Here is a 21,740-nt window from a genome sequence, read left to right as displayed (position 1 = left end):
GGCGCTAAGCATTCTTGCGTATCGGAACTTCGAGCCCCACCGTGGTGCCCCGCGAAGGGCTCGATGACACCTTGAGTTCGCCCCCGATGAGCTGTGCGCGTTCGTTCATTCCGACTATGCCCAGCCTTCCATGCGCGGCGAACTTGCGGTGGGCGTCTTCGGCGTCGAAGCCGGTCCCGTCGTCCTGGATGATGAGCCTGATCGTGTCGGCGGCGTATTCAACGCGAACCGTCGCCGAAGCAGCCTGCGCGTGTTTGGTGACGTTGTTCAGCGCCTCCTGCGCTATCCTGAACAACGCCACCTCGAGGTCCGGCGGGAGCCTCCTCGGCTCGCCCTCCACGACAACCGCGCTCTTGATGGCATAGTGCTCCTGTATGTCGGAGACCAGCCACTCCAGCGCGGGTATCAGCCCGAGGTCGTCCAGGACCGGGGGCCTCAGATCCCTCGTAAACCTCCGAACGTTCCCGAGCGTCGTGTCAACCAGCTTCGCCAGTTCCTCCAGGCGGCGGCACGCCTCCGCCGGGTCACCCTTCACGTACCTGATAGCCATCTCCAGCCTCCGCGAGAGGGCGATGAGCGCCTGGGCGGTGTCGTCGTGGAGTTCACGCGCCACCCGTTTACGCTCTTCTTCCTGCACCCGCGTCACGAGGGCCAGATAATCCCGCATTTCCGATTGCCGCTGTCTCGACTGGCGGATCTCCTGCTCCATCCGGCGCTGCTCGGTGACGTCACGCGCTATCCCCTGCTGCCCCGCGTACTGCCCATCGCGGGTCAGGATTGACGCGCGGACGTCCAGGAGTACCATGTCCCCCTTCGCCGAGCCCGCCTTCGGGGTTGCGACCCACTCGTACGACACCTGCGAGCTACCGGCATCCACGCTGCTCTTGAGGGCGTTCCTCGCGCCCTCCCAGGACTCCGGCGTGACGATCTCCGAGTAGTACTGGCCCACGAGTTCCTCGGGCCTGTAACCCAGGATGTCGTACACCCGCGAGTTGAGGAAGGCGAACCGCCCGCTGGCATCGAGCGAGAACACTATGTCACTCGCGTTCTCGGTCAGCCTCCTGTATTGATCCTCGGATTTCTCCAGGTTGGCAAACAGCCTCGCGCGGCTGATTATGACCGCGGCCTGCCTCGCCATGATCGCGAACAACCGGAGGCCCTGCCGGTCTAACCGCGAATCGGCGTCCGGGGTTTCGCCGTTCCGCATGCCCAGCAACATTACTCCCAGCACGCCCTCGGCGGCGACCATCGGGGCCAGGTAAAGCACCTTGAACTTTGAGAAGTCAACGACGTCCTGAAGGCCGGCGGGGTCGGTAATTTCCAATACCCCATCGTGATCCAGCACGCGCGCAAACACGCTGCGCTCGTGGATGCGGAGGGCGATGGTCTCGCCGCCTAGAGCGGGACCACCGGCCTGGTCGCCTGGAGGAGCGTCGTCCGAGTGGGCCGGGTCCGCATCACCGGAGGCTGCGACCGCGGCGAGCGTGACGGACTTCCGGCCTTCCCCGTATAGGAATACGCCCGCCTCGCTCACGTTGAAGAACTGCCTCGCGAACTGCGCGATCCTCGGCAGGGCGTCGTCGAGGTCGACGACCCCCGAGACGAGATCCATCATCTCGAGAAGCACGCCCGCGCGGAGCGTGCCCGTGCGTCCCGCCTCCCTACTCAAGCTTTATCCATCCCCTCTTGACCCCGAGGATCACCGCCTCCGTGCGCGACCCCACCTGGAGCTTGGAGAATATGTTACCGAGGTGAACCTGCACCGTCCTGGGGCTTATCCGCAAAGTCCCCGCTATCTCCTTGTTGCTCATGCCCCGCGCGGCAAGGCCGAGGACTTCGAGCTCCCTTTCACTCAACGATTCCTCGTCGTCTTTCGGGGCGGCCTCGGTGCGGCTTCTCGCCGCCATGCGCGACAGCACTTTCCTGGCGACGGACGGGTGCAATACCGACTCACCGGATGAAACGGCCCTGATGGCCTGGATGAGCTCGGCGCCCCTGGCGTTCTTGAGGAGGTATCCCGCCGCCCCGGCTTCCAGCACCGCGAACACGTATGCATCATCGTCGTACGCGCTGAACACGAGCACCGCGGTCTGCGGCGCGCGCTGCTTGATGAGGCGCGTCGCCTCGAGACCATTGGTGCCCGGCATGGCTACGTCCATTACGACTACCTTGGGCCGGGTATTTTGTGTAAGTTCCACCGCCTCATCGCCGTCGGACGCCTCGGCCACCACTTCGATGTCCGGTTCCCGTTCGAGGAGTTCCCGCGTGCCCTCTCTGACTATGGTGTGGTCATCTGCCAGCAGGACGGTGATCTTGTCCAACCCATACTCCTCCTTCGCGGTGCCAGTCCAACCCAATTGTACCACCCTGAGGGGCCAAAGACACAGCGAGCGGCGGGGGAGTACCCCGCCGCATCGTCAAACACTCAACCACCGCTCGTGGCTGCTCCCCCTATTTGGTCTTCTGGGCATTCGCAAACGACTGCAGCGCCTTCTTGATCCCCGCCGTAGCGCCCCTGGAGGAAATCGTAGCGCCCGAGATCGCGTCCACGTCCTGCCCGACAGCCAGGGCGGACGCAGGGGTTTTGCCGGCGAATTGCTTGAGGAACGATTCCCCTTCGATCTTCGAGCCCAGGCCCGCGGTCTCGCTGTGGCTCAGCACCTTCACCTTGAGCACCTTGCCGGTGGGGTCAACGCCCACAACCATGCTGATCGGGCTCGAGCCGTAGCCTTTCGACTCAACCGGGATGGCGACGCCAACGGTCTTGCCGCCTTTCGTCCCGTAGTAAAGTGAGACGCCGCCGTCCTTCACTTCTTTGAAAGAATCGGCTTCGGGCAAGACGGCGTTCAACGCCGCGTTGAAGTCCCGGACCTTCCGCTCTTCAATGACCGGCCTGGTGGTCTGGTATACCCAGGCCAGACTGCCGGCCGCGACCGCGCAAACGATCATCAGGATGAGCCCCAGTCTCAGGATTTCTTTCACCGGTCGTTCCCCCCTACGGACGCTGTAACCCTACCCTATGCTAGCAGGACAGACTCGCAACGTCAACCCAAACGGTGGTGTTCTTCTACAGGCCGGAGACCGGCTCCTGCCTCCACTTTCCATCCTTTCGCGTGAAGGTCCCTGTCGCGGAATACCGAATGATTATGGCCACGAGCTGCGTACTGTACATACTGGACGAAAGAATTGAAGTGAAATCCAATAAATTTTCGATAGGTTTTACGTCATTTGCGTCGAATTTAGCCCTATCATGCGTGAGGGAAGGGGGGTTGCGCCTCACCCAAAACGAGCCCCGGAAACCGGAAATCATCAGGTTAGATCGTGGTTTCTGAAGCCCATTCAGAGGGAGGTCCGCCGAAATGAAGAGACTCATCGCAGCAGCAGTTTCGCTAATGCTCGTCGTGGCGCTGCTCGCAGGCTGCGGCCAGCCGGCGAAGCCCGCGGAGCCTGCCAAGCCCGCCGAACCGCCGAAGCCGGCAGGCCCCGAGCCAATCAAGTTCGGTTACCTGGCACACGTGACGGGCGATGGCGCTGTCTGGGGCCAGGCGGAAGTCAACGGCGCAAAGATAGCCATTGAAGAGATCAATAAGGCCGGTGGCGTGCTTGGCCGCCCGCTCGAAATGATCGTGGCAGACGGCCGCGGCAACGCAGCCGACTCTGTCAACGCCGTGAAGAAGGTCCTTTCCGAGCACAAGATCGTCGCCCTGCTCGGCTCGAACTACAGCGGCGTGAACATCGCGACCGGCGCGGTTGTCGCCGAGGCCAAGATCCCGCAGATCGGATCGTTCGCCACCAACCCGAAGGTGACCGTGGACGACGCCGGCAACCCGAAGCCCTGGTCGTTCAGGCTTTGCTTCATCGACCCGTATCAGGGCAAGGTCATCGCGCACTTCCTCTACAAGGAGATTGGGAAGAAGAGCGCGGCCGTCCTCTATGACGTCACCTCCGACTACTCCACCGGTCTGACCGAGTACTTCATCAAGAGCTTCGAGGCGCTCGGCGGCAAGGTCGTCGGCAAGTGGGCGTTCAAGGAGGGCGACGTCGACTTCAGGCCGCAGCTCAGCCAGATCAAGGCGAAGAAGCCCGAGGCGATCGTACTTCCGAACCTGTACAAGGAAATCGCCCTGCCTGCCAAGCAGGCGCGCGAACTCGGAATCAAGGACGCCGTGTTCATGGGTGGCGACGGCGCATCCGTGAAGATGCTCGAGATGGCCGGCCCCGAGCTCCAGGGGAGCTTCTGGGTGACGCACATGTCGATCGAGGATCCGCCCATCGCCGAGCTCGACAAGAAGTACACGGCGAAGTTCGGGAAGAGCGAGGAGTGGTCCAACTTCACGATGGGCTATGACCTCACGTACTTCCTCGCCGACTGCATCAAGAGGGCCGGCAAGGCCGAGGGTCAGGCCATCCGCGACGCAGCGGAGGCCGCGAAAGACGTCAAGCTTGCGCAGGGCCCGATCACCATGGATCCGAAGACCCACAACCCGCTGGACAAGGTAGCATCGATCCTGCAGGCCAAGGGCGACAAACTCGTATTCTACAAGAAATACGCGCCGAAGGACTGACGCGTAGAGTGTTGAGATTGCGGGGCCGAGGACCTGGATCCCGGCCCCGTAATCATACTCTCCGCCCGAACCCGAACAAGGGGTGAACGCAGTGGCAATGCTCTTGCAGCAGACGGTAAACGGGTTGTCGATCGGGTCCGTCTACGCGCTGATCGCGGTCGGTTACTCACTAATTTACAGCATCCTGCAGTTCAGCAACTTCGCCCACGGGAGTTTCCTGGTGGCCGGCGCCTACGCCGGGTTCTTCGTCCTGTCTATGAAGATTTTCCCTATGTATATCGGGGTCGTTGCCGCATTCGTGTTCAGCGGAATCACAGCCACGGTGGTTGAGAGGCTTGCATACAGGCCCATACGCGCTCACGGCGCCAAGACACTGTATTTCATAATCGCGTCGATGGGTATTTCGATTTTCTGCGAGAACTTCATCATCGCGGGCATTGGCCCGCAGTTCAGGACGTATCCCCCGCTGCTCCCCTTCAAATCGTTTTCGTTTGGAGAGTTCACCGTCGGGATTCTGGACATCGTGTCCGCGACGGTTGCTATTGTGTTCCTTGCCCTGCTGCAGTACTTCATCGCCAGGACCAAGACCGGCATGGCCATACGCGCCGCCGCGTTCGACCTGCAGGTTGCGGGCGTCATGGGCGTCAACGTGAACAGGATCCTGACGACCGTGTTCTTCATCGCGGGGTTCCTGGCCGGCATCGCCGGGGTGGTGCTCGGCGTCAAGTACACGGTGTACCCGCAACTCGGCTACCTCACGATCAAGGCGTTCGTCGCTGCCATATTCGGCGGGCTGGGAAGCCTGCCCGGAGCCATCGTCGGGTCGTTGCTGCTCGGGTTGCTCGAGACCTACACGGCGGCGTTCGTTTCGACGACCCTGCGCGATCTCATAGTTTTCTTCACGCTCATCCTTGTGCTGCTATTCAGGCCCAACGGCATCATGGGCATCTATACCGAGGAAAAGGTCTGAGGGGAGGGTGGAGCATGCTGTCTAACTATCATCAGAGCGTACTGACGCTGATGTCGATAAACGTGGTGGCGGTCACCGGCGTCGCCCTCCTGACGGGGTTCACCGGCCTGTTCAGTTTCGGCCACGCGGGCTACATGTCGATCGGGGCTTATACAGCCGCAATGCTGGTGGTCCGCGCCAAGCTCCCATTCCTCCTCGCCCTGCCCCTCGGTGGCGCCATGGCCTGCCTCGTCAGCCTCATCATGTACCCGACGCTTCGGCTCAAGGGCGACTACTTCGCCATCGCGGCGCTCGGCTTCGGTGAAGCAGTGCGCCTCATCATGGACAACGGCGGGACGTTCACCGGCGGGGCGCGCGGGTTCCCCGGCATCCCTACGATGACCAGGCTCCCGGTCGCGCTGGTGTTCGCCGCGCTGGCGCTGTACTTCATGCGCAACATCCTCTACTCGCGCTTTGGGCGGGCGCTGATCGCCATCCGCGAGGACAGGCTCGCGGCGCAGTCACTCGGGATTAACGTCGCGCACAGCCAGATGATGTCGCTGGCGATAAGCGCGTTTTACTGCGGAACCGCGGGCGGGCTATTCGCGTTCTTCATGAGCTTCGTCCAGCCCCGGATGTTCGACATGGCCAAGTCTACCGAGCTTGCGTCGAGCATCGTCTTCGGCGGGCTGGGCAGCCTGACGGGGTCAGCCGTGGCGGCCGGGATCCTGACCTCCATACCCGAGGTATTCAGACCACTGATGACGTGGCGTATGGTGTTCTACGGCCTGGCGCTGGTGTTGACGATAGTACTCAGGCCGAGCGGTCTGCTCGGCACCTGGGAGCTCTCGGTGAACGGCATCCTCAAGGTGTTCGGGGTTTCGCGCGACTGGACGCCCGGCTCGAGACCGCCGGCAGGCACAGGTGCCGGCGCGGCCGGCGCGACGGGCGGCTTGGGCCCGCGCACGCCGGGCCGCTCGGGAGGTGGCAAGTGATGTTGTTCGAGATCGAACACCTTACGAAGAAATTCGGCGGCCTCACCGCCGTCAGCGATTTCAGCCTCCAGATGCAGAAGGGTGAACTGGTGGGCCTCATCGGGCCGAACGGCGCGGGCAAGACCACCGTGTTCAACCTCGTTACGGGGATATACAAACCCACCGAGGGCCGTGTTCGGCTGGAAGGCAAGGACATCACAGGGTTCCCCCCCCACGAGATCGGGCGGCTCGGCATCGCCCGTACCTTCCAGAATCTCAGGCTATTCAAGGGCCTGCCGGCGATCCAGAACGTGACGACCGCCGTGCAGCTCGGCTACAAATACAACTTCGCCTCGGCGTTGATCCGGACTCCGGCCTTCCTGAAGCAGGAGCGCGAGATCCGCGACAAGGCTATGGAGTACCTCGAAATCGTGGGGCTGGGCGGCCACTGGAATTCGCACGCCGGCAGCCTCCCTTACGGGTTGCAGCGTAAGCTCGAAATCGCCCGGGCACTGGCGTTGTCGCCGAAGCTACTGCTGCTCGACGAGCCGGCGGCCGGTATGAATCCCGACGAATCGCTGGATCTCATGGACCTCATCCAGGGCCTCCGCAAGAGGTTCGATCTGACGATACTGGTCATCGAGCATCACATGGAGCTCGTGATGGGTATCTGCGAACGCATCTTCGTATTGAATTTCGGCGCCACGATCGCCCACGGCAACCCGGCCGAGATCCAGGCGAACCAGGAGGTCATCACCGCCTACCTCGGCGAAGAGGTCGAGGACTATGACGAGGAAGACGCCGCTGCTGCTGCGGGTGCGGCGGGCGGGGGCTCGAACGGCTCATCCGGGAAGGTGGGGCGCTAATGGCGGGCAAGGCAATGCTCAAGATCGAAGGCCTACACGTGAATTACGGCGCCATCCAGGCGCTCAAGGACGTCTCCCTGGAGGTCAATGAGGGCGAGATCGTCAGTATCGTCGGCGCCAACGGCGCGGGCAAGAGCACGCTGCTGAACACCATCGCGGGACTGGTCAAACCCGCGAAGGGGTCAATCACGTTCCAGGGGAAACCCGTTCCGCGCGCATCCCACCAGGTAGTCGAGGCCGGCATCGCGCTCGTACCCGAGGGCAGGCGCATATTCGGCACTCTTACGGTGCGCGAGAACTTACTCATGGGCGCGTACCTCCGCAGGGACCAGAAAGAGATCCAGGCGGACCTCGAGTGGGTGTACCAGATCTTCCCGCGCATGAAGGAGCGGCTAACCCAGGTCGCGAGCACGCTGTCGGGCGGCGAGCAGCAGATGCTCTCCATCAGCCGCGGGCTTATGTCCCGCCCGAAGCTCCTGCTCCTCGACGAACCGTCGCTCGGGCTGGCCCCCGTGCTCGTGCAGGAGATATTCCGCCAGATCAGGCGCGTCAACCACCAGGGCGTCACGGTGCTCATGGTTGAACAGAACGCCAACCAGGCATTGCGACTCGCCGCGCGGGCATACGTCATGCAGACCGGCCGCGTCGTGATGTCGGGAACGGGCCGCGAGATGCTGGCCAACCCCGAGGTGCAGGACGCGTATCTCGGCAAGCGGCGCAGGGCGGCCGGAGCGTAATCCAGTAGCGAGCAGGCAGCGGAGGCCTAGCGCTCGCAAATGGTGGCTGACGAGGGGTTTTGCCGGGCGGGCGCAGGCCGCCCCGGTCGTTGACATCGCAGGTAGGGAACCTTATAATAAGTAATGCACAATTTCAGAGCGTGTCGGGATGGCGGAATTGGCAGACGCGTACGTTTGAGGGGCGTATGGTGAACACCGTGCGGGTTCAAGTCCCGCTCCCGACACCATGTCGAAGATTAACGGGGTTTTCGGTCAGGATGACGGCCGGAACCCCGGTTTTGGTTTTCGTGGGGCAAGCGGCGGGGACGTTTGGGTCTGGGATGAGCCTCCTTCACTGTTTAGCCAGGTAAGGAGGCGTTTAATTATGGCGAGAGTGTTGAGGCTGAGGAAGGCTGCAGCGGCCACCTGGCAAGAGGCGATGCAGCAGTACCTGTGGTTCAAGCAGGCTCAAGGCTTGCGCGACATCACTATCAAGGGTCACCGCGACGTCATCGGCCTGTTCTTCAGGCGCCACCCTGACGCTTGGACTGGTGAGCTCCTCGAGTCCGTCTACTCGTTCATGGGCGAGAGGATCAAGCCAGCCACCTACAACATCCGCCGGAACTACCTCCGCCAGTTCTTTGACTGGTGCGTCAAGGAAGGAGTATTCACCGACAACTCCCTGGACGGCTTCAAGAAGCGCAAGGACGATGGCCGCATGACGTGCTTGGACATTGATACGGTGAGACGCTTGATCGCTCTGCCTGATCGTACAAGCTTTGCCGGGCTTCGTGACTACGCTTTGCTGTGCTTTGTGCTGGATACCGGGGCCAGGCCTGGGGAAGCCTTCTCGCTCAAGCCGGACGACTTCAACCTCAGGGCGCTTGAAGCCAGAATACCCCCAGGAGTCGCCAAGACGGGAGTATCGCGGACCTTGCCACTCTCCCCCATCACGGCTCAAGCGGTCAGGACGCTCATGTCAAGCAGGCACCCAAGCTGGGATTCAAGCGTTCCTGTGTTCTGCAGCGCCGAGGGGACTCCGCTCAGAAACGATACCTGGGGCGACAGGCTGGAGAAGTATGCGAAGGAGCTAGGGGTCAAGTTCCACCCATACGCGCTGAGGCACACGTTTGCGACGCAGTTCCTGAGGGCGGGAGGCAATGCGCTGGCGCTACAGAGGCTTATGGGGCATAGCACGCTGGAGATGACGAAGAGGTACGTGCACTTGACGGAGGGGGATGTGAGGAAGGAGCATAGTAAGGCGAGCCCGCTGATAATGGTCAAGCAGGAAGGATGTAGGATGAGGGGATTGTGAGAGCGGGGACCCCCCGCTTCTTCCTAATCGTGAAGTCCTGGGTGACGCGCCTTACAGCCACTGTTATGTCGGTCGTCCTTCGACGAAATCTCTCTTCTCTTCGCACTCTATTCTTCGGCGAAGCGCTTCTACGTAATGCTGTACGTGCGCCCTGTGAGTGAGAAGCTCTATTGTATTCAAGTGAGGCAGAATGGCCTCGTAGTACTCGACTCGGCCTTTGAGTACCGGAATTTCGCTTCCCCGCCAAGTCCAGAGACTCGGCTCAAGTGGCAGTCTTCTGAAGACTTCGAAGTCCTTGTTCCGTTCGAGGAATAGCACGAGAAACTGGAGTCGCCGCTCAGCCGGAAACTCGGCAATCAAACTGAAAACGAATTGCATGAAATCAGCGTCTCCGGATCTGCTTTCGATTAGTCTACTCAGGCACCAATCTTGCCTCTCCTGTACCTTCGCGTCCGGAGGCTTGTCTTCCCTGGTGCGGAAAAACGTTACTAGGTAGGCTGACCAAAGACACCGCCGATTTCTCTCATTCGCGTAGATACGTTCAACTGCTCGTTCCACCAATTCTTGGAAATCCTCGCGCTCCCAAATAAAGGTGTAATCGCGGGGGTCATCGTAACGCCCAAGATGTTCTTTTCGCCCATACATCCAGTCTATGTAGTCAACAATGAACGTGCGGTCCATATCCAAGATCTTGGCGAAGACCTCTCCGTTGTAATCAGAATGTTCATCAACTGCTTGCACAGCCAAGTAACACCGCTTGAGTAGGGCTGGGTTCCCGCCAAATACCTCTACTAGACTCTTGCCGATTTCCGTGTGCGGATTGAACAGCGAGCAGAGAGCAAAGGCGTTCTTTGAATCCTTCGCAGTTTTCGCCAATACAATCTCAGTAACCTTAAGAACAACCTTCGGATCAAGATTCTGATACTTCGTCAGGAAGTCCATACGTTGTGGCATTTCTTCCCGTCTAGATCTCCGATAAAGAGAATACAGCAGCCTGAGATGCCTGACGGTAATGTCTCCAATAGGAACTGATATGCATAAGGCAAACAGCCATCTCCTTCTTGAAGTGTAGCGATGGCAACATCGGCTTAAGATTACAAAGGCCTGACATGCCCCAGAAACCTCTACGAGCCTGCTTACCGGCAGTGTGGGGTCAATCGCGAGTGGTTCTCCGAGAGACAGGTAATCGTCAAGTACTTCAACGTAGAGCGCAGGCTTGCGCTCACTCAGAACGAGAAGCACTTCAGTTACCCAATACCGAAACCGATATTCCTCCGTACCTTGGTCCAGCCACTTCAAGATCTCAAGGCAATGTTTGAAGAATTGCCGATACTCAGTCAAACCATAGTTGGCAAAGCACTGTTCAATCTGGCTTCTTCTTAACCGCTGGCACTCCTCATAGTCGATTCCAGATCTCATCATAACAAACTCATCCTGTGTCAGAATTTCTGCGAGATTGTATACGGCATTTCTAAACCTATAGCGCAGACCCGCGTCGAAAGGAATCCCCATTCTGTCCAACAAGTGGAGAAACCCCTGGGCCACTACACAATGACGATAGACGTTGGGATCCAGGTTTTCTTCAATGAAACGAATGACCTCTTGCGCGTCGTGCGTTATGACCCCTAGGGCCTCAGATTCATGCAGTGACTTCTCGTAGTTGAGAAGGAAGTCAAGTACAGTCCCACGCGCCGATGGTGTCCTCCATAATCGAAAGAGACGATTCCACAGCAAAGCGCGTAGTCTTCGAACATCAGGAGTCAGGCTGAGTGGAAACCTGATTATCCTCACGGCGTTGTCTCTCTTCGATTCAAGGCTCTCGAACTGAGTCTGGAGATATTGCTGTGCTACGGCAATGAAAACCTTCAAAAACCTATCATCCGTGCCGTCTTTTGTCCGCTCCCACAGAACACGCACTACTGTCTCTTGCATATAGAATCTACGCATGAAAGAGGTGTGTCTGAACCCGAAATCGATTGCCAGAACATGTAGAACTCGCTGCACTTCGTTGGGTCGCTTTGCCAAATAGTCCAGGACAAGCTCTACTGCGATTTTCACTTCCGCATCGTCTGGGGAATTCCAGAAGTGACTCAAGATACTCAGAACAGAGGGGGATGGAACACATGGGTCTGCTTTCATCTCTAGCCCAGGAGGACATGATGGCACGGATTCCAGCTTTGACACATAGTCCTTGATCCATGCTAGGGTCTCGGTGCTCTTGACAAACCAGAACACATCCATGAGGCTGAGCAGGCCCTTCATGTCTTCTCGGTCCTTGAGCTCCTGCCAGAAATCGCCAACCTGTGAGCGTAACTGCTCCATCAATTGTTCGCTCAAAAATGCGTCTAGGACAGGATACAGGGCGTGGACCAGCTGATCCCTGAGAGTTGGGAAGAAGTGCGCCAGGAGCATCGAGAAGTCGAGCACTTTATCACGGAAGAAACAAAGATTAAAAAGGTAGGTGGCAAGGATCTGATCGGAGACCCGAACCACTTCGGATTCATACATATCAAGTATCTCTAGATCGTGGAGTCGCCTCGCTAGCCCCCAAAAGGCTTCAGTAGGCACTCCGAATACTGCTTCAATGGATTTCGTCCTTTTTTCGTCAGTGCGGTCTACCGCCCCGAAGAAGACCACAATGCCAGCCACTCTGAGGAGGTTCTTGTCGTCCAGATCCGTAAGGTCTTGCCTGACAGATCTATAGTACTCATCGTACAAGGCCGATACATTGACAATGCTTCGGAGTGTATTCTCTCGATTGGCTACCTGCGCAGCCATGATGGCGAGGCGAGGGTTGCCCCCCGAGATGTCAGCGATCCTGTCAAGATAGAGTAGGTTACTTATGCCGTACTCCTTCATGATGATCTCCTTAATCTGCTCATCCTTGAGGGGCGGCACCTCGACCGAAATTGGCTTTCCGTACGGTCGAGCCATTTCCCAGACTCTATCAACAGCATAGTCACGCACGGTGGCAATAATCTTAACCACTCTGCCTTCGCCCCGGTCGTGTAGGAGTTGAAGAACGTACTCAAAGCGGTTCACCCGATTGGCATCGTCAGCAAAGATGAGGTAGTGCCCCGGCTCAGAGAAATGAACACGGAGATCCTGAAACAGATCGACATACCTATTGAAGATGCAGCGGACCTTGTATTCAGGATGCTCCGCTTCAAAGCGATGACAGACCTCCAGCGCCAGCCTTGATTTCCCGACTCCCGGTCGACCAGATACAAGGACCATCTCTCTCTCCTCTAGTGCACGCAATGCATGTTTCAACTCCTCCTCCCTGAAATGAAACGGAGTATTCAGGGGGGCGGCCATCAATTGGCGATTGTACGCCGCGACAAACACTTCGGGGCTGATTACCTGCCCCGTATCGACCTCAATGCCTAAGAAGTCCTTGGCTATTTCGGGGTATTTCTCGTAGAGATCGTGGGAGATGGGTCCAATGCCAAAGATGGAAAGATTGACACCATGCTTCTGGCATTCTTGCCTGAGCACATCCTCCTCACCTGGCTTCAAGACTGACGTATGACAGAAGACCACCTCTTGAACCTTCTTAACCGCAATTCCTGTCCTAGCCTCGTCAAAACACTTGCGCAGGTCATTCAAGAGTTTCGGGAACAATTGGCTCTGTTGAGTCGTGTATTCAGCGAACACATACTTCCCGTTAGGCAGCGGTACATAGGTGTCAGGCGTCCCATCCCGCGTTTTGTCGGCACCCGCTACGGCCCCCAAAGGGTTGACTAACCCATAGCCCTTCTTGTAGAGATAGGCGTCGGCCAGTTTCTGAAACGCCGCGTCCCCCAGACCCTTCAGACCATTCTGTATCTGATTGACCTTAGACATCTCGGAAACCCCCCAACCGCTCGGCGTCCCGATGCCACCCTTTCTGTCATTTCTGTAAATTCGCCGCCTATCCTTGTGAGCATTCTACATTTGTGAACTCGTAGACAGACCCCCCATGCGTCAAGGGTTTCGTCACGTAGAAGAAAGGCGCTTCACACCTCTTCATACGGCCGAAGTCAAGTAGTAGGGTGCAGAGGACAGAGGGGTTCGCGTCGGCCCCTTCGGGGCCTCCGCTCCGCGGGGCTGGAAAGAAGACTTCGGTGTACGATTATTGACGCCAATCTTGAAAACCTCCTCCGTCTTGTTACCCGCTTCCCTCTGGCGCGCTGCAATCTACAGTTCAGCACGGTGGCATCTTGCAAACCTCTGTACCTCTGCACAACTGGCAGGAAACCGTTAGTGCATCCAGAGAAGATCCAGTGGACATTGCGCTTCCCCGCACTGATGCGGCAACACTTAAGGAGGGCTGCGCCGTGCTTGCAGACGAAATCCGCAGATTCGTCTTCCGAGAGTACATTGAACCTGCTCGTTTACGGGGTGAACACGAGGTGACGATCAGGGCCGGAGACGTTCACGATCGGATGGGCTTAGTGAGTAGAATGCCTGCAGTCTGTGGTGCTATTGGAGCCGACAAGTTCCAGGATGAATATCGAGTACGGCTAATCAACCGGAAAGGCCCGAACAACGGGGCTAACGCCCGACGGCCGCATCTCACGCTGGAATTCTGTGCCGCTGTTCGGAGGGGAATCGCTCGAGGACGTTGTTGCAGCCGGCGACTCTGACGACCGCAGAAGGGCGAAGGATCTCAACATGCCCTACCAGATCCCGGTTACTCTAAACCAGGTCTCGGGCCACATCTTGAGTACGCTGTTCTACCTGGTTCGCAGTAGCTCCAGTCTTCGCAAAGTCTCATCTGCATGCCGTTACGCAACTCGCTGCGGGCTCAGGGTTGTGCGCCGGGTTCCTGCCATCGAGCAGATCAGGCGCGCCCGGGAGTCTGTCTACTTGAGCGTAGACGTAGCCCGGGAACCGCTGTTCGTGAACCAGTCGTACGGAGGCTTCCGCTCCCTGAAAGGAAGCCCCACCTACCTCAAGGCGTCGCTGTTCGAGAGGGTGCACGGCGAGCTGCTGAACCTATCACTTGATCTCGGCCTCCCGATGTCTACAATCACCGAAGCCGCACTGGTCGCCGGACTCGCCCAATCGGCGGTCTGGATACCGGATGCCTACACGGACATGTTTGCCTTGGCCGTTCTTGAGTTCTGTGAGTACCTGGAGGGGAGGGCCCGGTTGACCACCGGAGCTCAGTGATTTTGTTAACAGGCGGTCTTACGGATCTGTATTTAGATATACGTCCTACCCTAGGATACCAGGACAAAAGGACAATAGGAAAGTAGGCCAAAAGGACACCTGCCTCGGGATGGAGGGAACGGGCTTGTATGGGCATCAGCAGGTGCAGCTTGCCCGCCGGATTGACTTGGTGGATTATCTGACCGAACGTGGCTTCAATCTCATTCCTGAGGGTAAGCAGTTCAGGGTCGCAGGATATGGAGGCCTCATTATCACTGGCAACACATGGTACTGGCATTCGGTAGGCATTGGTGGCAACGCGATCGACTTCCTGATGCAGTTTTTCGGCATGGGATTCGCACAGGCCGTGGACGAGTTGCTCCGAAACGATTCCCCTTTCGGTGCCACTTCGTCACCAGCTCCCCACACGGAGACTTCCGCGCCGAAGCATTGTTTCCAGCCACTGCACCCTTCTGCCCATTCCAGGCGGGTTCTAAAGCACCTTGTTCAGCATAGGGGCCTCCCCATACGACTTGTTGCCGAGGTCATGAGAGACGGTCTCTTGTACTCAGACAACAAGTGCAATGCGGTCTTTCCGTGCCTCGACTCAAACGGGCAAATGCGGGGGGCTGTCCTGTGCGGGAGCAACCCCAACAGGCCCTTCAAAGGTATGGCTGCTGGAAGCGACTCCTCGTATGGTTGGCTGTGGGCACCAAAGAGCCCTTCCACATTGACAACCGTGACAGAGAGCCCGATCGATGCCATGTCGTTGGCCGTGCTTCGACCACTCGTTAGGGCAGGCCATCTCCTGAGCTTGAACGGTCTAAGGTGGCAGACTCTGACGCGGTTCCTGGTGTCGCGCGTCACGTAATTCCTCACCGCTCGCGTCAAGGAATTCCCCACCCTGTGTGTCAGGGAATTCCTCACCCGTTTCCTGTAATTACGCTAGTCCATCCGGTTCACCTCCCTGGGTCCTATCGGGCCGGCCGCGGGCGCGGTAGCTCCGCCCGTCCATCAGGACGTAGTGTGAGCTGTTGATGAGGCGGTCGAGCGCGCCCTCGGCGAGCACGGGGTTGGCAAACAGCGCGTACCACTCTTGCGTAGGGCGGTTGGATACTACGACCGTCGAACGCTTAAGATGCCTTTCGCATACCAGTTCGAACAGGTCCTCGGAGTTCCTGGCGTCGAAATCCCTGAGCCCGAAGTCGTCCAGGATGAGCAGGTCAGGTGAGACATAGGCGTGCAGTCGCTGTTCCCAGTTGCCGGCGATTCGGCCGCCGGCGAGGTCTCCCAGCATACGGCTTGTCTTCACGTAGCGCACGCTGTATCCCCTCTGGCAAGCGGCATGACCAATCGCTTGGGCCACGTGGCTCTTGCCGACGCCCACCGGCCCGCAGATCACCACGGACTCGGCGCGCTCCACAAAGCCACACGTGGCGAGATCACGGATCATCTCCGCGGGGATCTTGGGATTGTATCTGAAATCGAACTCGGCCAAGCTTCTCACCTCATCGAACCGCGCCTTCTTCACTCTCATGGCGAGAGCCTTCTGGTTCCTGCGCTGTATCTCGTCTTCGAGGAGCCATTCCAGGAAAACCAGGTAACCATGGTTGTCATGTTGCGCCTGCTCAAGCCTTGTTTCGAGCGAATCGAGCATCCCGCCGAGCTTGAGGGCCTTTAACTTGGTGGCAAGATGATGTGTGTGCACGATTCATACCCCCTTCTGCGGTAAGTCGAACGCGAACGCGTTCGAACCGTGGAGGTACGCCCCGATCCGCGCACTGCGGTCCGTGGGTTCCTCCGTAAAGGACATGTCCATCCGGTTATCGAGGATTCGCTTGACAGTGCGGTAGTGGGGATCGTCACAGGAGAGCGCCATCTTGCAGGCGGTGTTGAGCCTTCTGGCTCCATGCTTCTGTTCGAGCTGCAGTATCCCCTGGGCCTGCCTCAGGTGGATGAGCGCCCCCTGGTTCAGGAGTGCGAGCACCACATCGTGAACCGGGGTCCCGATTTGCCGGGCTTTATGCAGGCATACCTGGGGCGTGTGCAGAAAAAATGCTGTCTTCTCCTCGGGCAGGTCCGTCATGTCCGTACTGGTTCCCCGGTCAAACCGCCTAATATGCGTCTTCACCAGGTCCTCACCGTGGTAGAATTCAACCGTCTTCTCGCCCACGCGTACCGAGAGTGTCCGGCCCAGGAGCTTGAACGGCACTGAGTACCGGGCCCTCATCACCTGGCAGTGAGAGTCAGGGGCCACTTTTGCTGTGGTCAACTCGAACACCTCGAAGCGCTCGGCGGGCAACGGGAGCATATGCTGCTTCTCGTTCTGCTCATAGTACTCGAACGGTCTCCAACGTGTTGTCCCGTGAATGCGGGCGCCGGCGTCCTCAACACACCAGCGCCGGCTGTGTTGCCGCATGTGCGCGACGTTGCCGAACCGCATCCCAGTCCACATGCTTTCCCGAACGTAACTAACCTGTCTCTCGACCCGCGGCTTGTCTTTTGGATGACCGGCTCGACAAGGGTCTACCAACGTGCCGTAGTGCCTGGCCAGGCGCGCGTACTCAAGATTGATCTCGGGATCGTATATGTCAGGCTTGACCACGCCGTCCTTCAGGTTGTCGAGCACCAGCCTCCTCGGCGCCCGGCCAAAAAACTCGAACGCCTCTATGTGGCAATGAAGCCAGGTAGGACTGTCCAGCCGAAACACCGGCTCCACGAACATATGCCTGCTGTAGCTCAATACCATGATGAAGGCCCATACCCTCAACTGCTTGTTCGTCGCGGGATCCTGCCAGGGGCCCAGATAGCCGAAATCTATCTGGGACTCTTCTCCCGGCGGCACATCCGGCCTCCATACCGTGACCTGGTTTCCCGTTATGACCTCGGGCATGACATCCCGCCAGCGTCGAAACGAACTGAGGCTCAGCCCGGGCAGCGTGGGTACCACCTGCCTCTTCCAGACTGTGATCACTCTGTTCTTGCCCAGCGCGTCGCGTATCTCATCCTTGTGCGGCTCCAAAAGCAAATACGTCGGCGAACGCTGAGCGTGGTCCAATTCGGAAAACCGCTGCTTGAGCAACGCGACCCATTCCTCGCGCTCGAGATGGCTTTCCCGGGTGACGCCTGCGCTGAGCACACCGTTGACGTACTTTCGGACCGTCTTGCGATCCACCCCAAGGCTCTCAGCGATCGACTTGACGCTCCGACCCGCTTGCCAGTGCTCCAGAATCTCGATGATTTGGTTCAAGTTCCATGACCTCCGTGCCACCCCGACACCTCCAAGACCAACAAGATGTACGGGAGGCGGTGTTCTACAGAAGAACACAGTGCCACCTTTTGGGTGGGGAATTACGTGACACGGGGGTGGGGAATTATGTGACGCGGGCGCCGATCACGGGTGGGGAATTACGTGACGTGTGACACCTGGATGACCACGGTGATGTGCGGACAGTAGCTCTTGCCCTCGACAACGACGACCCAGGGCGCAACAACTCAGCGAAGTTTGAGTTGAACTTAACCAATCTCGGGTACGGCGTGATTGACATGAGTCCACCTAAGGAGTATAAGGACTGGAACGACGCCCTGACTGGGAAGATGTGGAGGCGGTGATCTGAAGACTCATCGTGCATCCTGTGGTTGAATCCGCTTCTGCGGGGTGTCGGGGGTGGTCTCAGGAACGTCCAGTATCCCCACCAGCACAGCCTTGTTTGCCGCCCGAACCCAAACCCCACAGCCCCACACGGAATCGAGCCCGTAGACCGTCCTGCCGACCTAATGGCAGCTGATTCCATATCGAGCGGCGGACTGCAGGACCACGCCACCACACGGTGCCGTTCTTGTCGAACGACTCCTCCATCAACCGACATGAATTCCATTGATTCCCTCGAACTCCCTACATGGAGACGAGCGTTGTGGCACACGGCAGCCTCGACAGAAAGACTTAAAGCAAATGTCCCCGAACAACGCATTGTCAGCGACAATATTAATCCTCAGAGTCTCTTGTCACGATGTTGTGGCGTATGGAAAGTGGGAGCGCCAACAAGGATTGCGGGACTTGGGATCAATATGCACTCCTAATGTCTCACCTGATCGGAGGAAGGATGGCAGTGAGTGGCTGTCACCTTAGCCCAGAAGAACCGACACAACGGCGTCCAGCGGAGGATCTTTGGGAGATGTTGTCTAATATGGTATCCCAAAACCAACAGAGAGGGGCAAGCTCATGCAACAATTGGTTGACCGCTTTGGATTCTTGCCCGAAGTCGTCAACATCTGGCGAGCAGAGGTGGGGGATTCTCTACTAGAGGTGCAAGTGAAAGCCCTGGAGTATGGCTTGCTGAATGGGGCCAGTCTTCTCGTTACCGCCCCAAGCTCGTCAGGCAAAACGTTCGTGGGAGAAATGGCCGCAATCAACGCATACTACAAAAGGAAGAGGACCTTCTTCCTTGTCCCGATGAAGGCACTTGCAGAGGAGAGATACGCAGAGTTCAAGTCGAAGTACGAGGCGTTTGGACTCGAAATTGCTGTTTCTAGCCACGACCGAACAGAATTTGACAGCAGTATTCTAAATGGCCGTTTTCATATTGCAGTAGTGGTATTCGAGAAAATGAATGTGTTGATGACACAGCACCCGGCAGTTGTCAACAATTGCGGGTTAGTTGTCGTTGATGAGATCCAGACTCTCAACGACCCGGAAAGAGGACCTGAGTTAGAGATACTTCTCACCAAAATCAAAACCGCAAACGAGAAGGCCAGGGAGCCGATTCAGATCGTCTGCTTGTCGGCGGTCTTGGGTGACCTAAACGGATTGGACAGGTGGCTCGGCGCAACTCATTGCGACGTTCGTTCAAGGCCATTGGAGCTGCATGAGGCTGTCCTATCACCGGACGGAACCCTTCGTATCCGAGAATCCATCACAGGGATTGAACGGACCGAGGTGCTCCAAGGAATTTCGGGGGTCGCCATTCCTAAGAACACTTTCGGCGCGGCGTCCAGAGCCAGAATGGAGCAATCGATTCTCGAGCGTCTGAGTATTATCTGCAGAAAGCCAGTTTCAGAAGGCAAACACGTGCTCATTTTCAGAAAGTGGAGGCCTATAGCGCGTGATACGGCCCAGTATCTGTCTAAGACTCTCGGCCTACCTCCGGCAACAAGAATCATTCAAGAACTGCGGGACGTCGAGAGCACTAATTCCGAGAACGCCCTGCACGAATGCCTGAACGGTGGTGTGGCGTTTCATACTGCAGACCTAGCCGTGGAGACACGGCTCGCCCTTGAAAAGGCCTTTCGAGACCCCCAAGGGCAGATCGGAGTGATGGTTGCTACTAGCACTCTATCTGTAGGAGTGAACCTCCCGAGCTCGATAGTAGTCATCCCAGATACCCTTAAGCCGGACTCACAGAGCGAAGGCCGCCTTCTCGAAACCCCCATCACCACTTCAGAATACAAGAACATGGCCGGTCGTGCCGGTCGGACAAGGTTTGGAGAGGAAGGACTCTCAATATTGGTGGCCAACTCCGCAGCCGAAGCGTCTCAATACTGGCAGACATATGTGAAGGGGCAGTTCGAATCTCTGAGACCACCCCTCGAAGGCAAGGACCACAGGAAGATAATACTGGGACTCTTGGCAAGCGGGTTGTGTAAGAATGAGGTCGATATAAGTAACCTGCTTCTTGCTTCCTACACAGGTTTTGTTTCTTGGAACAAGGGGCCGGCGACTAGGCAGGCTCTCGAAGACTCCATAAAGAGGTCTTGCGAGTTCCTCATTCAAAATGGGCTTATCGAACGTTGTGACGGAACGGATCTCGCTGCGACAAAGATGGGCAGGTTGTGTGGGGTTAGCGGAGTCCAAGTGGAGACTTTTGTTGTTCTCAGAGAGACTGTCGAGAAGATAGACCCGGCCAGATGGGATCCTTGGGAAGTCATTTTCCCGTGCATGCATCCCAGAGAGGTGGCCAGGGACATCGACATATACCTTACCCGGGAATCGGACCCCATGATAATACAACGCCTGGAAGAGATTGACCCTCCTAATCGCAATGGGCTACTGACATGGTCAAACAATACTACCAAGAGCGTCGAACGAACACAAGGGCGGGTGAAGGCCTTTCTCATTCTTCGCGATTGGATTCACGGAATAGAGACAAGCAAGATTGAGGATACGTACGGCGTACGGAATCGTTTTCTATCGGCGACTATTCGGACTATCAGTGAGCGATCTTCGTGGTTAGTCGAGGTTATAGCCCGAATCGCACTTCAGTTGGACTGCGGTGCATCTTTCGTGGAGCAACTCTACGTATTGAGTGAGAGACTGCGCTACGGCGTGCCCGAAGAAGGGATCGCTCTCCGTAAGCTGGGCGTGCGCGGAGTGACTCGAACAGTAGTACGGAGACTCGTTGACAACGGATTTGCCTCACCGGATCGAATACTCGACACGCCCCCAGCAGATTTCAAGAACATCATTAATCCCTCTTTGGCCCAGCGCATTCAGGAAGCGTACACCAACGATATTCAGGATTCGCTTGAACGCAGCAAGTATACGCAGATTAACCGACTCAATAGACGCGGGAACGACGCAACATTGTTGCGAGCCATCTATGAGGAGGAATCCAAAGCGCTAGAGGCCGCCGTGGTCAACCTCCTGAATGCTCCTCCCCTGAACCTCCCGGCAAGACGCATCGAGACTCAGCGGCAAGGAGAGCCCGACATTGTCATGACAATTGATGCAGGGACCCTGGTCGCATCGGTTACAGCGTCGAAGACCAACATCTCAGACAGCAAATGTGCGGAGATAATCCGATCTGGAGCCGCCTATAATGCGGCATCCTACGTTGTTTTTGGAAGGCCGGGATTTCACCGTTTAGCCATAGAGAACTCGGCTAATATTAATACGCAGTTGGCCCCTGGTAAGTCATATAAGCTGATGACTGTGCAGGATTTGGGCGAACTTTATGTGAGGGTCGTTGAAGGCGACATTACCCGTGACTTATTCATCGAGACCCTCATGAGACAGAAAGGCTTGGTAAAGTCTAGGCAGATTCGCAGTGACGGGCAAGGATGATTTGAGGCTGCAGCGGGCACTGCCTGTTATGGTGCGTTCGTTACAATAAAAGTGATCCAGTAATGCCGCAAACGCTCGTCTTAAAGTGATCCACCCCGACCACTAATCCTGTATCCTCATACTTGGCAGAACGCGGATGCAGGAGGTTAAGGAAGTGAT

Annotated in this window: 16 protein-coding genes and 1 tRNA gene; 11 read left to right on the top strand and 6 right to left on the bottom strand. The window is 57.6% G+C overall.

The window, feature by feature from the left end; all coding sequences use genetic code 11:
• Positions 1–4: 4 nt before the first annotated feature.
• From HPY55_12715 to HPY55_12705, 3 genes are all read right to left on the bottom strand, one after another.
• The gene (locus HPY55_12715) at positions 5–1,669 is read right to left on the bottom strand and encodes a PAS domain S-box protein (GenBank protein ID NPV71487.1); all 1,665 of its coding nucleotides are present in this window, start codon (positions 1,667–1,669) and stop codon (positions 5–7) included.
• Entirely contained in the window at positions 1,662–2,321 is a 660-nt protein-coding gene (locus HPY55_12710; GenBank protein NPV71486.1) for a response regulator transcription factor, read from the bottom strand. Before HPY55_12710 ends, HPY55_12715 begins: the two co-directional genes overlap by 8 nt.
• A gap of 130 nt (positions 2,322–2,451) precedes the next feature.
• On the bottom strand, positions 2,452–2,982 hold the full coding sequence (locus HPY55_12705; GenBank protein ID NPV71485.1) for an RnfABCDGE type electron transport complex subunit G: 531 nt from the start codon (positions 2,980–2,982) through the stop codon (positions 2,452–2,454).
• Positions 2,983–3,359: 377 nt separating this feature from the next.
• Here HPY55_12705 and HPY55_12700 point away from each other — a divergent pair, with 377 nt between their 5' ends.
• From HPY55_12700 to HPY55_12670, 7 genes are all read left to right on the top strand, one after another.
• Positions 3,360–4,565 (top strand): ABC transporter substrate-binding protein, encoded by a 1,206-nt coding sequence (locus tag HPY55_12700; GenBank protein ID NPV71484.1) that lies wholly within the window; start codon positions 3,360–3,362, stop codon positions 4,563–4,565.
• 97 nt (positions 4,566–4,662) lie between these two features.
• Positions 4,663–5,535: a branched-chain amino acid ABC transporter permease gene (locus HPY55_12695; GenBank protein NPV71483.1), complete on the top strand. Its 873-nt coding sequence runs from the start codon at positions 4,663–4,665 to the stop codon at positions 5,533–5,535.
• A gap of 14 nt (positions 5,536–5,549) precedes the next feature.
• Positions 5,550–6,509, top strand: coding sequence for a branched-chain amino acid ABC transporter permease (locus tag HPY55_12690; protein NPV71482.1), 960 nt, complete (start codon positions 5,550–5,552; stop codon positions 6,507–6,509).
• Entirely contained in the window at positions 6,506–7,354 is an 849-nt protein-coding gene (locus tag HPY55_12685; protein NPV71481.1) for an ABC transporter ATP-binding protein, read from the top strand. The genes HPY55_12690 and HPY55_12685 overlap by 4 nt, the downstream gene beginning before the upstream one ends.
• A gap of 14 nt (positions 7,355–7,368) precedes the next feature.
• Positions 7,369–8,091 (top strand): ABC transporter ATP-binding protein, encoded by a 723-nt coding sequence (locus tag HPY55_12680; GenBank protein NPV71480.1) that lies wholly within the window; start codon positions 7,369–7,371, stop codon positions 8,089–8,091.
• Positions 8,092–8,233: 142 nt separating this feature from the next.
• Positions 8,234–8,318 (top strand) — tRNA-Leu (locus HPY55_12675).
• 137 nt (positions 8,319–8,455) lie between these two features.
• Positions 8,456–9,385, top strand: coding sequence for a phage integrase family protein (locus HPY55_12670; protein NPV71479.1), 930 nt, complete (start codon positions 8,456–8,458; stop codon positions 9,383–9,385).
• Between the two features lie 63 nt (positions 9,386–9,448).
• On the opposite strand, the gene HPY55_12665 is transcribed toward HPY55_12670, so the two are convergent.
• Positions 9,449–13,231 carry an AAA family ATPase gene (locus HPY55_12665; protein ID NPV71478.1) on the bottom strand — a complete coding sequence of 1,261 codons (3,783 nt, stop codon included), beginning with the start codon at positions 13,229–13,231 and terminating at the stop codon, positions 9,449–9,451.
• Positions 13,232–13,957: 726 nt separating this feature from the next.
• On the opposite strand from HPY55_12665, the gene HPY55_12660 reads away from it, so the two are divergent.
• Both HPY55_12660 and HPY55_12655 read left to right on the top strand, forming a co-directional pair.
• Positions 13,958–14,542 carry a hypothetical protein gene (locus HPY55_12660; protein ID NPV71477.1) on the top strand — a complete coding sequence of 195 codons (585 nt, stop codon included), beginning with the start codon at positions 13,958–13,960 and terminating at the stop codon, positions 14,540–14,542.
• Positions 14,543–14,666: 124 nt separating this feature from the next.
• Positions 14,667–15,392 carry a DUF3991 domain-containing protein gene (locus tag HPY55_12655; GenBank protein ID NPV71476.1) on the top strand — a complete coding sequence of 242 codons (726 nt, stop codon included), beginning with the start codon at positions 14,667–14,669 and terminating at the stop codon, positions 15,390–15,392.
• A gap of 69 nt (positions 15,393–15,461) precedes the next feature.
• Here HPY55_12655 and HPY55_12650 read toward each other — a convergent pair whose 3' ends face one another.
• Positions 15,462–16,178: an ATP-binding protein gene (locus HPY55_12650; GenBank protein ID NPV71475.1), complete on the bottom strand. Its 717-nt coding sequence runs from the start codon at positions 16,176–16,178 to the stop codon at positions 15,462–15,464.
• A 54-nt stretch (positions 16,179–16,232) separates the two neighbouring features.
• Complete coding sequence (locus HPY55_12645) at positions 16,233–17,771, bottom strand: IS21 family transposase (protein ID NPV71474.1); 1,539 nt, start codon at positions 17,769–17,771, stop codon at positions 16,233–16,235.
• A 194-nt stretch (positions 17,772–17,965) separates the two neighbouring features.
• Between HPY55_12645 and HPY55_12640 the strand changes: the two genes are divergently transcribed.
• Both HPY55_12640 and HPY55_12635 read left to right on the top strand, forming a co-directional pair.
• Positions 17,966–18,133: a hypothetical protein gene (locus tag HPY55_12640; GenBank protein NPV71473.1), complete on the top strand. Its 168-nt coding sequence runs from the start codon at positions 17,966–17,968 to the stop codon at positions 18,131–18,133.
• A 610-nt stretch (positions 18,134–18,743) separates the two neighbouring features.
• A complete protein-coding gene (locus HPY55_12635; protein NPV71472.1) occupies positions 18,744–21,581 on the top strand; it encodes a DEAD/DEAH box helicase in 2,838 nt (945 codons plus the stop codon).
• Positions 21,582–21,740 lie beyond the last annotated feature (159 nt).

This window comes from Bacillota bacterium (genome assembly GCA_013178305.1).
Classification (GTDB): Bacteria; Bacillota; Sulfobacillia; order JABLXB01; family JABLXB01; genus JABLXB01.
This window is presented reverse-complemented; position numbering and strand designations above follow the sequence as displayed.

What these genes read in the sequence shown, in the direction of transcription:
- HPY55_12700 (NPV71484.1), top strand. Translation starts at nt 3,360, where the DNA reads ATGAAGAGACTCATCGCAGCAGCAGTTTCGCTAATGCTCGTCGTGGCG.
- HPY55_12695 (NPV71483.1), top strand. Translation starts at nt 4,663, where the DNA reads ATGCTCTTGCAGCAGACGGTAAACGGGTTGTCGATCGGGTCCGTCTAC.
- HPY55_12690 (NPV71482.1), top strand. Translation starts at nt 5,550, where the DNA reads ATGCTGTCTAACTATCATCAGAGCGTACTGACGCTGATGTCGATAAAC.
- HPY55_12680 (NPV71480.1), top strand. Translation starts at nt 7,369, where the DNA reads ATGCTCAAGATCGAAGGCCTACACGTGAATTACGGCGCCATCCAGGCG.
- HPY55_12670 (NPV71479.1), top strand. Translation starts at nt 8,456, where the DNA reads ATGGCGAGAGTGTTGAGGCTGAGGAAGGCTGCAGCGGCCACCTGGCAA.
- HPY55_12665 (NPV71478.1), bottom strand. Translation starts at nt 13,231, where the DNA reads ATGTCTAAGGTCAATCAGATACAGAATGGTCTGAAGGGTCTGGGGGAC.
- HPY55_12650 (NPV71475.1), bottom strand. Translation starts at nt 16,178, where the DNA reads ATGCTCGATTCGCTCGAAACAAGGCTTGAGCAGGCGCAACATGACAAC.
- HPY55_12635 (NPV71472.1), top strand. Translation starts at nt 18,744, where the DNA reads ATGCAACAATTGGTTGACCGCTTTGGATTCTTGCCCGAAGTCGTCAAC.